This window comes from Methylobacterium sp. W2 (genome assembly GCF_020662345.1).
Lineage (GTDB): Bacteria > Pseudomonadota > Alphaproteobacteria > Rhizobiales > Beijerinckiaceae > Methylobacterium.
In genome coordinates this window covers 1-12,201 of the sequence record NZ_VMOA01000002.1, presented here as the reverse complement: position 1 = coordinate 12,201, position 12,201 = coordinate 1, and the positions used below count along the sequence as shown (strand labels likewise).

Here is a 12,201-nt window from a genome sequence, read left to right as displayed (position 1 = left end):
CGCCGCTTGGCTAGCCCCCCAGCTCGCGCGCGAGGTCCCCGACCCGTTTCAGGTCGGAGACGAAGGCCGCGTAGGCGTCTTCCTTGGCCTCGTCCGGCAGGCGCAGGAGATAGGAGGGGTGCACGGTGATGAACCCCTCAAAGGCCTTGCCGAAGGAGGCGGGCCCACGCGCGCGGGTGATCGGGATCGCCTTGCCGGTCAGGGCCAGGACGGCGGTCGCCCCCAGGGCCACGACGAGTTTGGGGGCCACGAAATCCAGCTCCCGGTCGAGCCACCAGCGGTAATGGCTCACTTCCCCGGCGGTGGGTTTCTGGTGGATGCGGCGCTTGCCGCGCTCCTCGAACTTGAAATGCTTGACCGCATTGGTGAGGTAGGCATCCCCCCGCACGATCCCCGCATCTGCCATGGCGCGGGACAGGAGCTGCCCGGCCGGTCCCACGAAGGGCCGGCCCTGCCGGTCCTCCTGGTCGCCCGGCTGCTCGCCGACGAAGGCGATCGCGGCATGGGTGGGCCCTTCACCGAGGACGGCCTGGGTCGCGCCCGGCACCAGGGGCTCCGAGCGCCGGATGATGGCGTTGAGCTCCTCCAGGGAGGCGGGCGCCTGGTCGGACATCGCCGCCACGGCCTTGGCGGGGTTACGCTTTGCCGGCATCTGTGGCTCCCTCTCGATCATGGCTTCCGTGCGGGCGGACGCGGCGCGGACGAGGCCGGGGATCGCCGCGGTCTCGGGCATGTTGCGCCAGTACTTCTTCGGCATCTCCGCCCGCATGGCGGCGAGGTTGGTGCGGGCGGGGTTGAACGTGCTCTCGTAGTAATCGCGCCAGCCGGCCTCGAACCCGTCGGCCTCGGGCGCATCCTCGCGACGTCCCGGCGGGCCGAAGGTCAGGGCGTCACCGTCCCAATGGGCGGAGCCGTCCGGCGTGAGGATCGACCAGTTCAGGGATCGGAAGCGCGCGACGAAGAAGGTACTCGCCGCCTCGAGGATGTGATTGTCCGGCTCGAACCAGGCGACGAAGCGCTCGACGCCGTCGGCCTCCGTCCGCCGGAAGCGCAGGAAGGCGTGCATCTTGTGCAGGTCGCGGGCGATGGCCTTGCGCATCCGGTCGAGGCGATGGACCAGCGGGTCGCTTCCCACCTCCATCAGCCCGCGCTCGCCATGGGTGACGCGCCAGATCAGGGCGTAGAGCAGGGCGTAGCGCTCGGGGTCGCGGTGCGGGACGACCATGCGGATCAGGTCGGCCACCGCCCGCGGCAGGCTGAGCGGAACCTCGGTGCCGAGTTCGGGCGAAACGGCCTCTCTGAAAAGGCCGGGGGCGTGCCCGATCGACCAGACCACCTCACCCGGAGGAACCGATGACGCTGCGAGCCGGCGCACGGTGGCACGGAACCCGTCGAGATCGGCACCCTCGCGGAGGATGACCGTCCGGAGTGATCCGCCCGACCCTCCCCCCTCTGCGGGGCTACAGGATTCACCCATCTGCTCGACGGCTGTTCCCCTTGTCCGAGAATGTTCGACATCAGGCGCGCCGCGCTCCCTCTCCTGGAAGGAGAGGGTTGGGGTGAGGTGTGGTCCATCTCCGAAAAGGTCACACACCTCACCCTGTCCCTCTCCTTCCAGGAGAGGGGACCCGCGGTGTCCGCGAGATGGGTGAATATCGTTAAGTAGAGGGGGGAGAGAAGAGCGGCGTGTCATCCGGCACCGTCAGAACAGGCTCAGCTGCCGCGCCGGCTCGACGAGCTTGGCGCGCAGATCGAGCCTGTCCGTGCCGGTCGGGCTGGGATGATAATCGGCGGCGATCAGGAACGGGCGGGCGCGCTTGAGGCCCGAGGTGAGACGGGCGACGTCGTCGAGACGCAGCCGCGTGTGGCGGCGCGCCTTCACGATCTTGTCCACGGCGCGGGCGCCCAGCCCCGGCACCCGCAGCAGCATCTCCCGGTCGGCGGCGTTCACATCGACGGGGAACCGGCCTCGTTGCTTCAGGGCCCAGGCGAGCTTCGGGTCGATGTCGAGGGAGAACATGCCGTCCTCGGCGGCATCCGCCACGTCGTCGGCGGAGAAATCGTAATACCGGATCAGCCAATCGGCCTGGTAGAGCCGGTGCTCGCGCTGGAGCGGCGGGGATTTCAGCGGCAGGATGGCGGAGCCGTCGGGGATCGGGCTGAAGGCCGAGTAATAGACCCGCTTCAGGTTGAACGAGCCGTAGAGGAGGGCGCTCTTGCGGATCAGCGCCTCGTCGGTGGTGGTGTCCGCGCCGACGATGACCTGCGTCGACTGGCCGGCGGGCGAGAAGCGGCGCTTCTCCGCCTTGGCCTCGGTGATCCGCGCGCCGATCTGCTTCATCGCGTTCTGGATGACCGGGCCGTTCTTCTCCGGCGCGAGCCGGTGCAGGCTGGCATCGGTGGGGAGTTCGAGGTTGATCGAGAGCCGGTCGGCGTAGAGGCCCGCCTCCTCCACCAGCCACGGGCTCGCCTCGGGGATCGACTTGAGGTGGATGTAGCCGCGAAAGCCGTGGTCGCGCCGCAGGCTTTTCGCCACCCGCGTCAGCAATTCCATCGTATGGTCGGGCGATTTGATGATGCCCGACGAGAGGAACAGTCCCTCGATGTAGTTGCGCTTGTAGAACTCGACCGTGAGGGTCACGACCTCCTCGACGGTGAACTTGGCACGGGCGACGTTGGAGGAGCGCCGGTTCACGCAATAGGCGCAGTCGAAGAGGCAGTAATTGGTCAGCAGGATCTTCAGCAGCGAGATGCAGCGCCCGTCCGGCGTGTAGGCGTGGCAGATGCCGGCACCCGTGGTCGAGCCGAGTTCGCCCTTGCCCGCCACGCGTTTGGGCGCGCCCGAGGAGGAGCAGGACGCATCGTATTTCGCGGCATCGGCCAGGATGCGCAGCTTCTTGGCGAGGGTCTCGTCCATGACAGGGACATGCGCGTCGTTCGTGTTTCGTTCAAGTTTTTGTCGCGGCGAGTCGGAAATGTCGCAGCGTGCGCTGTCTTCTCTCTCCCCGTGTGCGGGAAAGGGGGGCACGGCCGATCTCCATCAGCGGTCGAAGCCGTCCTCCGCGTTCACCTCCCCGTCGACGATCGTCTTCGCCAATCCATACGAGAACCCGGCCCGTGCCATCGAGGCGAGATCCTTGTCGCGGTGGGCGGCGCGGAGGTCGGGGCGGCGGAACGGGCCGAGGCGGCGGCGCTTGGCATAGGCGCGGGCCGCGTCTTCCTCGGCATTGGTGCCTTCTTCCTCGCCCCGGTCGCGCTCGGTTTCCAGGGTTTCGGCGATGAGCGTCCGGTCGACCCCCTTGGCGGCAAGCTTGGCCGAGAGGCCGCGAGCGGAGGCCCCGCGCCGGCGCAGGGTCGCCGCCCGCGCGGCGGTGAACCGGGCATCGTCCACGAGGCCGGATGAACGGGCGCGCTCCACGATGGCGGCGATGGTCTCGGCAAAGGCAGCGGGGTCTTCGTCCCGGAGCCGGCACCGCTTGGCGACCCGGCGCTCCAGGGTCTGGCGCAGCATCGCCACGGAGGCGCTGTAGCGCTCCAGATAGTGCAGGGCGACGCGCTCCAGATACGCGGCCGTGATCGGCGGCGCGGGTTTTGCCTCGCGGGGCGCGGGTTTTGCTTCGCGAGAGAATGCACGCGGCCCCGCGGCAACGTTTCGGGCGCTCATCGGTTCATCACGCTTCGGACAGGTTTCAGGATCATGAGGCGCATCGTCTCGACCGTGAACCGGTTATCTGTCTTACCCCGAGAGGACGCATGCATGTCATGCCGGCATTCCTCCTGAAGCGCGAGTGGCTCCTGGTCGCGCTCGGCCTCGGCTTCGCCGTCCTCGCGGCCGCCGTGGTCTACCTGTCGCGCCCGACGGTGCTCACCGTGGCGGTCGGTCCGCGCGACGGGGCCGAGGCGCAGTTGCTCGAAACCTATGCCCAGGCCCTGAAGCGAGCGCGGGAGGACGTCCGTCTCAACGTGCGGACCTATGACGACGTCCGCGACAGCGCCGCGGCACTCCAGGCCGGCAGCGCCGATCTCGCCGTGGTCCGGCCCGACGTGTTCCTGCCCGATAACGGCCTGACCCTGGCGCTCCTGCACGAGGAGACGCTGCTCATCGCCACGCCCGAGGCGAGCGAGATCGAGAGCTTCCCCGACCTCGCGACGAAGCGCCTCGGCATCGTCGAGCGTCACGCGGCCGACCGGCCCTTCGTCACCAACCTCCTCGGCTTCTACGATTTCACCGCCGTGCCGGCGCCCGAGCCCGGCCACACCCTCACTGCCGGCCATATCGCCCTGGTGCCGCTCAAGCCCGGTGAGGTGACAGCCGCACTTCTGGCCGGGACCGTGGATGCCGTGGCCGTGATCGCGGCGCCGACCTCGAAGGCGGCGATCTCCACGGTCCGGGCTGTGGAGATGGCGTCCCACGAGAAGAAGATCACCATCGTCTCCGTGCCCGATGGCGATGCCATCGTGCAACGGATGCCCGAACTGCAATCGGCGACGATCCCCGCCGGCACGTTCGGCGGCCGCCCGAAGCGCCCCGATGAGGACGTGAAGACGGTGGGCGCCTCCTACCGGCTGATGGCGCGGGGCGGGGTCAGCCGCTACTCGGTGGCCTCCGTCACGCAGCACCTGTTCGAGTGGCGCTCGAAGCTCGCGCCGAGCGCGCCCATCGCCAACCTGATGAAGGCCCCGGATTTTGAAACCTCGGTGGCCGCCACCAGCGCCCGCCTGCCCAACCATCCGGGGGCGGTGGATTACTTCGAGCGCGAACAGCAGACCCTGTTCGAGCGCTACGAGGACTACGTCTACCTCCTCGCCTTCTTCGGCGGCACGATCGGCTCCGGCATCGCCTGGCTCGGCCAGCGCCTCGCCCGCCAGCGCCGCGAGCGCGTGGACGTGGTTTTGGACCGGCTGCTCGACATCCTCAGGGACATCCGCTCGGCCACCACAAGGGAGCAACTTGACGGCCTCGTTCGCGAGACCGACGATCTCGTCACCGACGTCGTCCAGCACGCCCGCGAGCGCAACGTCGACACCCGCGCGATGAATGCCCTGATCCTCGCCATCGACGCCGTGCACGGCGCCATCGCCGATGCCCGCCGCTCCCTCGTCACCGGCGCCGAGCCCGAGCGCCGGCCCCTGCGCACGCGGTCCGCGCGCCTCCTCAGGCTGGACCGGCCGGCGGCGGAATAGGCGCGGCTATTCCTGTGCCATCTTGTCGGCCATCGCCTCGACGACGTTGCTGAAATCGTCGCTCCATGGCCGGCGGTCCATGTCGGGGACGACCCGCGTCCACTCGCCCGGTTCGGCGAGGGCCCCGAGATGCGTCGCGTCGCGGGCGATGGCGACGACGATGGATGCCTGACGGAAGCGCGGCCCGTCGATGCTGTCCATCAGGCGGCCGTCGCGGACGAAGGTGACGAGGCCCTTGTCGGCTGCGGCGCGGGCGAGGATGTGACGCAGTTCGAGGTGCCGGTTCGAGATGTGGACGACGAGGGCGCCGTCGGGCGCGAGCTTCGCGGCGTAGAGCGCCAGCGCTTCCCGCGTCATCAGATGGCTCGGGATCGAGTCGGAGGAGAAGGCATCGACCACGATCAGGTTCTTCCCGCCGGGCTCGTCGGCCAGGGTCAGGCGCGCGTCGCCAAGCACGATCCGGGCATCGGGGGCGCAAGCGTCGAGGAAGCGGAACAGGGCGGGGTTCTGGGCGATGCGCACCACCTCCGGGTCGATCTCGAGAAAGGTCCAGTTCTCGGCGGGTCTCGCGTGGCAGGCGAGGCTGCCGGCGCCGAGCCCGACCACCGCCACCGTGTCGAGGCGTCCGCCCCGGCGTGACCGGACCGCCGCGATCGCGCGGCCGATGCCGCCGTCCATGGTGAAATAGGTCACCGGCTCGGGCCGCCCGGTGAACGGCGTGCCGTCCTCATTGGTGATCCGCATCGCGCCGTGCAGGGTGGTGCCGTGGCTGAGGGTGCGGAAATGTCCGTCCGCCGAGGTGGCGATCTTGTGCACCCCGAAGAACGAGCGCACCGACGCGCCCGAGGTCAGGGCTCCGCTGACCGTGGCCGAGAACAGGGCGAGGCCCACGCCCAGGAGCACCACGTTCTGCGGCCTGCGCCAGACTGCGATCATCGCCCCCATCAGACAGAGGGCGCTGACGATGAGCCAGGACCGCGGCAGGATCGTCAGGTTGATCAGGAGGGCGAGAACGATCAGGCCCGCCAGGATGGCGAGCGGGCGCCGGTTCTCCCGCCAGGAGGCGGCGGACAGGTCCGGCCGGCACAGCAGGGCCGCCACGAGCAGGATCGGGTATTCGAGGACGGTGGAGAAGATGCGCGGCGCGAGCAACCCGCAGAAGATGCCGCCGAGCATGCCTCCGAAGGACAGGCAGAGATAGAATTCGGTCAGCCGTTCCGCATCCGGGCGGCGCTTGTAGAGCGCCCCGTGGCAGATCATGGCGTTGACGAAGAACAGGCCGAGATGGAGGGCCAATCCGATGCCGAGCGGGAACGCCGCCGTCATCGGCAAGAGCGCCATCGCGGTGCCGAAGACCTGGAGGCAGGCGAGGACGGTCTGCGACGGGACCATCCGCTCGCGGAAGGCGAGGACGAAGGTGAGGAGGAACAGCGCCAGCGGCGCGACCCAGAGCAGGGGAGCGGCCGCGACATCGGTGGAGATGTGCGCCGTCACCGAGACGAGGAGGCCCGAGGGCACCAGGGAGAGGGCGATCCAGCCGAGCCGCTGGCGCCAGATCGCGCGCCGTGACGCGGGGGCCGCCGTGCCCCCGGCCGCGATCCGGGACGGGGCCGAGGCGTTGCGCGCGGCCATAGCAGCGCAGATCGCGATCAGGCCGGCCAGGAGCGCGAAGCCCAGCATCCAGGTGCGGCTCTGGTCGCGCAGGGTGAGGAGCGGCTCGATGGCGAGGGGATAGGCGATCAGGGCGGCGAAGGAGCCGATATTCGACGCCCCGTAGAGGAAATACGGGTCGCGCGCATGGGGGTGGTTCGAGCGCGAGAACCAGGCCTGCAGCAGCGGCCCGTTGGCCGAGAGGGCGAAGAACGGCAGGCCCACCGAGACGAGGAACAGCCCGAGCAGCCAGACGGCCTCGCCATCGGCCGGCGGCCTGCCCCAGCCCGCGGCCAGTTCGATGGGCAGCGCCGCCAGGGCGCAGCCCATTACGGCGAGGTGGAGCGGTGCGGCGACGCGCAGCGGCAGGTAGCGGGCGAGGGCGTGGGCATAGGCGTAGCCGGCCAGAAGCAGGGCCTGGAACACCACCATCGCCACGGACCAGACCGAGGGCGAGCCGCCGAGGACCGGCAGCACCATCTTGGTGAACATCGGCTGGACGCCGAAGAGCAGCAGGGCCGAGAGGAAGATCGTGGCGACGAACAGCGCGAGAAACACCGTCGCGCGGGACGCTCCGCTGAAACCGGCATGCCGGGCCCCGTCCGCTGCCATGGTCATTGGTCGAGTCCGTTCCGTTTCCGCCGACCGATTAACGGAACAGGTCGTTAAAGTGTGGTTGCTCCGGTGCCGGCGGATCGATCGCAGGGTCGATGAATCGCCGCTGACGGTTTCCCTTTAACCGGCATGGACGACCGGCGGAGAGCGGGGTGATCGAAACGTTTTCGATGGCGCAGTTCAAGGATCATCTGCGGTGCGTATTCGATGACGGCAGAACACAAACAAGCGTTTTAGCCGATGTTCGTCAGCAAGCTTCGCGTTAATCCGGCAGACTCTCAGAAATAATCCCACTTTCCTGCTGGGATAAACTACTTAGTTTAACATAAGATAATATCAACGATCACCGAATATTATTTTCGGATTCTGAAACCATCGTGGTTAACCGTCCGTAATCGCCCAGCCGCATGCCTGCGAGCCGAACGTGCATCTCAGGCAGCGAGTCAGGGAGACGACGCAATGGCGACTATCAATGGCGATAACGGCGATAATGTCCTGAACGGCACCGAAGACGAAGACGTCATCTATGGCCGCGGAGGTAACGATACGATCGACTCCGTCGATCGCCCCGCAAGCATATTCGCAGGCTCCATCGATCCCAGGCGTGATGTCGTCAACGCCGGATCCGGAGACGACACCGTCACGGGCGGAAAGCTCGATCGTCTGGTCGGCGGTGAGGGCAACGATTTTCTGTCGGTGAATTTCAATTTCAACGGCCCGGTCGTCGGCTCCGGAACACCCATCACCCTGACGCTGAACGAGAACGGCACGGGCAGGGCGTCCGATGGAACCGTCATCAAGGGCTTTGAGTCGGTCAACTTCAACCTGTCCGACACAGGAGACAATGTCGTCGATACCGGCAATGTCCGGGCGCAGCTGACGGGTGGAAACGGCAACGACACGCTTACCACCGGGTCGGCGGATGATGTCGTCTCTGGCGGCGGCGGCGACAACGTCATTTCGACGGGCGGCGGCAACGACACGATCGGCGGCGGCTCCGGGATCGACACCGTCTTCGGCGGCGACGGCGACGACACGTTCGGCGTCAACGTCGCCACCGACGGCAGCGACCAGGTGAATCTCGGCGAGGGCAACGACACCGTCCGGTTCGATCGCGTCGACGGCGGTGCCGGCAACGTGCGCCTGACCTTCACCTCGGCCGAGGTGGGCAACGGCAACACCAACGATGCCGGCAGCCTGACGAACCAGGATGGCGGGCTCGCGGTCCGCGTACAGGCAGAGGATGCTGACGGAAACCTGACCGGGCCGATCTCCCGCTACGACGACGAGGGCATCACCTTCGTGGCCGGAACGCAGGGCATCACCTTCGACGTCCGCGATCTCGTCTCCGGCACTCAGCGTGGCAATACGTTCGAGGGCGTCGTGCTCGGGACCAATGGGGACGACGCGCTGACGTTCTTCCCGCCTTTCCGTGCCGGCCAGGATTTCTACTACAACGCCGGTCAGGGCAACGACACGATCACCGCCGGAACCGGCAACGACTTCCTTGTCGGAGGTGCCGGTAACGACACCATGATCGGCGGCCTCGGCAACGACAGCTACATCGTCGATTCGCTCGGCGACACGGTGGTCGAAGGCGCCGACGAAGGCACCGACACCGTTCTGTCCTCCATCACCTACACTCTGCCCGACACCGTCGAAAACCTTACCCTCACCGGCACCGGCACCATCGACGGAACCGGCAACGCGCTCGACAACAGCATCACCGGTAACATCGCCGACAACCGGCTGAACGGGGGAGCCGGGAATGATCTCCTCACCGGCGGCGGTGGAAACGATGTCCTCATCGGCGGCATCGGCGACGACGTCATGACCGGCGGTGCCGGCGATGACATGTACGTCGTGGAGTCCGCTGGCGATCAGGTCACCGAAGGCGTGGGCGAAGGGAACGATACCGTTCGGGCCCTGGTCGATTACCGGCTTGGCGCCAACCTCGAGAGCGTCATTCTCAGCGGGTCTGATGCCATCGATGCCACCGGCAACGAGGGCGACAACAGCCTCATCGGCAACAGCGGCGAGAACCGCCTCGATGGTGGGGCCGGGGACGATCGTCTGGCTGGACGTGAAGGGGATGACACTCTGGTCGGCGGCACCGGTGCGGACGTCATGCGGGGCGGAACCGGGAACGACACCTATGTGGTCGACGATGCCGGTGATCACGCCATCGAACAGCCGGGCCAAGGCTTCGATACCGTTCGCTCCAGCGTCAGCTACACGATGGAAACCAACATCGAGAAGCTGGTGCTCGCCGGTTCGGACGATCTGACCGCCAACGGCAATGTCGGTCGCAATCAGATCTACGGCAATGTCGGCGACAACACGATCTACGGCGATGACGGCCGTGATCTCCTCTTCGGCCGCGACGGTGCCGACACCTTCGTGTTCAAGGCCATCACCGACAGTGACGTCGCGGTTGCCGGGCGCGACATCATCAAGGACTTCGACTTCGCCGAAGGCGATCGCATCGACCTCAGCGGGATCGATGCGAATCTCGGACAGGCCGGAGACCAGGGCTTCCAGTTCGTCGGGACGGACGCGTTCTCAGGCCAGGCCGGCGAACTCCGCACGAAGTACGGTGGCGGCAACACCCTCGTACAGGGTGACACCGATGGAGATGGAGCGGCGGACTTCGCGGTTCTCCTCCAGGGCCATCAGACCCTGGACAACGGATCGTTCATCGTCTGATCGTCTCGCAATCCAAGGGGGGCTGCCGCGAGGTAGCCCCTTCTCATGTCCGAAAGGCCGCCTTGTCGGCACTGGTGCCGGCGGCCTTCCACCCGACCCGGTCGTTCGGCGCGGATATCCCACGACGGATTCGTGCAACGAGGACCGTCACGCCGACCTCCCCCGCGTCATCCCGACCACGGCCGGGAAGGATTTCAATAATGCGGCGGGGGCGGCTCCGGGGCGCCGGTGCCGGTGCGGGCGCCGGCTTCCTCGACCTGCTCCATGAGCTTGGCCAGGCGCCGCGTCAGGGCATCGATCTGGCGCCATTGCGCGGTGATCGTCGCGTTGAGGTCGTCGAGGACCACGTCCTGCTCGGTCAGCCGCATCTCCAGGGCATCGATGCGGACGGACAATGTGTCGTCATTGGTCATGGCTGGTCCCGCCTCATCGCAGCGTTTCGGGGGCGTGGTCCGGGCGCTCCACGAGGCCGGGTCCCAGCGCGATGCGGTGGTCGAAGACGAAGCAGTCGCCGCGCCAGCGGCTCTCCGCTTCGGGGATCGTCTCGAGATAGCGCAGAATGCCGCCCTCGAGATGGTGGACCGTGCCGAACCCCTTGGCGCGCATATAGGCCCCGGCCTTCTCGCAGCGGATGCCGCCGGTGCAGAACATCGCCACCGCCGGATGCGCGGCGGGATCGAGGCCGTCGACATAGGCCCGGAAATCCGAGAAGCGCGACAGATGCGGGTCGGTGGCGCCCTCGAACGTGCCGAGATTGACCTCGAAGGCGTTGCGGGTGTCGAGGAGGAGCAGGCCCGGCGTATCGAGCAGCGCGTTCCATGCCTCCGGCGGCACGGGAATCCCCGCCTCGCCGGCATCGGTGGCGCCGTCGTCGAAGGTTACGATCTCCCGCTTCACCCGCACCTTGAGATGGCCGAACGGCGCTTCGTCCGCCCTTGAAAGCTTCACGTCGAGATCTTTCAGGCGCCCGCCGAAGAGCGGGCCGTCGCGCATCTCCGACAGGAGCGTGGCCATGCCGGCCGCGCTGCCCGCGATCGTGCCGTTGATCCCCTCGCGCGCCAGCAGGAGCGTGCCGAGGATACCGAGCGCCGCGCAGCGCTGCTCCAACGCGTCGCGCAGGGCGGCGGCGTCGGGCAGGGGGACGAAGCGGTAGAGGGCGGCGACGGTGTAGGGCATCGGCGGCAGGGTCTATCAGGCACGGCCGTCAGGGGGAACCGCTCGGCGCAGCACCCTCGATCCGGCGCAGGATGAAGGTAGTGCCGACCTCCGGCTCGCGCCGCCAGTGGTTCTCCCCCGCCGGCACCAGCCCCACCACATGGCCGCGCCGGGCCACCAGGGTGAGGCGGCCCGGAGCTCCCAGCCATGCCGCGGGATCGAAGGTCGTCAGCCCGCTGTCGCGGCAGCCGTCGAGGACGCGGACCGGGGCGGTCCCACCGCCCTCCGCCGGTTTCAGTTCGAGGCGGCAGACGTCCTGTTCGCGGTAGCGGTCGAGGGCGTAGGTGCCGGGCGTCGGCCGTTCGCCGGTCCCCGTCGTGCCGGTCCCTGTCGTGCCGGTCCCCGTCGCCCCGCCGTTCTGCGCCCCGGTATTCTGTCCCCCCGCGCCGGTCGGATCGTCCCGCTCGAGCTTGAACCCGGCGCCGCCATCCGGTGCGGGCGCGGGAGGCGGCGCCATCGCCACGATCTGGAGCGGGACGAGGCTGTAGACCTCGCCCGCCTCGGTCTTGGCCATCAGGCTGCGCCGGTCGTCCCGGGCCTTGAAGATCAGGACCGGCCGGACGTTCTTGTCGACGAGGCGGACGACGCCGTCCACGAACAGCCAGGCGGTGACCTCGTTCAGGATCGGCAGGGCGCGTCGGCACCCGGCGGGAAACGACAGGCGCCGCCCGCCCTCGAAGCTCTGCGATGCGAGGGTCATGACGCAGCGCCGCGTGCTGCCGTCCCGCGACAGGTCCCAGGTACCGGGGACCCCCTCGATGGTCGGCGGCAGGGTCTCCACGAAGCCGGCGGGCGGGCTCACCGCGGCGGGCGTCTCCGAGAGGCCGGAGG

The 12,201-nt window shown here is 68.1% G+C and carries 9 protein-coding genes; 2 read left to right on the top strand and 7 right to left on the bottom strand.

Translation table 11 applies throughout. The features are described from left to right. Positions 1-10: 10 nt before the first annotated feature. The 3 genes from FPV16_RS01350 to FPV16_RS01340 form a co-directional block, all read right to left on the bottom strand. Positions 11-1,477, bottom strand: a complete 1,467-nt coding sequence (locus tag FPV16_RS01350; protein WP_227435567.1) for a UdgX family uracil-DNA binding protein — start codon at positions 1,475-1,477, stop codon at positions 11-13. A gap of 225 nt (positions 1,478-1,702) precedes the next feature. Then, entirely contained in the window at positions 1,703-2,917 is a 1,215-nt protein-coding gene (locus FPV16_RS01345; protein WP_227435566.1) for a putative DNA modification/repair radical SAM protein, read from the bottom strand. A 123-nt stretch (positions 2,918-3,040) separates the two neighbouring features. Beyond that, positions 3,041-3,664: a RecX family transcriptional regulator gene (locus tag FPV16_RS01340; RefSeq protein WP_227435564.1), complete on the bottom strand. Its 624-nt coding sequence runs from the start codon at positions 3,662-3,664 to the stop codon at positions 3,041-3,043. A gap of 89 nt (positions 3,665-3,753) precedes the next feature. Here FPV16_RS01340 and FPV16_RS01335 point away from each other — a divergent pair, with 89 nt between their 5' ends. Continuing rightward, positions 3,754-5,184: a TAXI family TRAP transporter solute-binding subunit gene (locus FPV16_RS01335; RefSeq protein ID WP_227435563.1), complete on the top strand. Its 1,431-nt coding sequence runs from the start codon at positions 3,754-3,756 to the stop codon at positions 5,182-5,184. 6 nt (positions 5,185-5,190) lie between these two features. Here FPV16_RS01335 and FPV16_RS01330 read toward each other — a convergent pair whose 3' ends face one another. Then, positions 5,191-7,452 carry a spermidine synthase gene (locus FPV16_RS01330; RefSeq protein WP_227435562.1) on the bottom strand — a complete coding sequence of 754 codons (2,262 nt, stop codon included), beginning with the start codon at positions 7,450-7,452 and terminating at the stop codon, positions 5,191-5,193. Between the two features lie 456 nt (positions 7,453-7,908). Between FPV16_RS01330 and FPV16_RS01325 the strand changes: the two genes are divergently transcribed. Then, entirely contained in the window at positions 7,909-10,155 is a 2,247-nt protein-coding gene (locus tag FPV16_RS01325; protein WP_227435561.1) for a calcium-binding protein, read from the top strand. 194 nt (positions 10,156-10,349) lie between these two features. On the opposite strand, the gene FPV16_RS01320 is transcribed toward FPV16_RS01325, so the two are convergent. The 3 genes from FPV16_RS01320 to FPV16_RS01310 all read right to left on the bottom strand — a co-directional run. Further along, the gene (locus tag FPV16_RS01320) at positions 10,350-10,568 is read right to left on the bottom strand and encodes a SlyX family protein (RefSeq protein WP_227435560.1); all 219 of its coding nucleotides are present in this window, start codon (positions 10,566-10,568) and stop codon (positions 10,350-10,352) included. A gap of 13 nt (positions 10,569-10,581) precedes the next feature. Then, positions 10,582-11,331 (bottom strand): rhodanese-related sulfurtransferase, encoded by a 750-nt coding sequence (locus tag FPV16_RS01315; RefSeq protein ID WP_227435559.1) that lies wholly within the window; start codon positions 11,329-11,331, stop codon positions 10,582-10,584. A gap of 28 nt (positions 11,332-11,359) precedes the next feature. After that, positions 11,360-12,201: AprI/Inh family metalloprotease inhibitor (locus FPV16_RS01310; RefSeq protein ID WP_227435558.1), on the bottom strand; the 842-nt coding region annotated here is incomplete at its 5' end.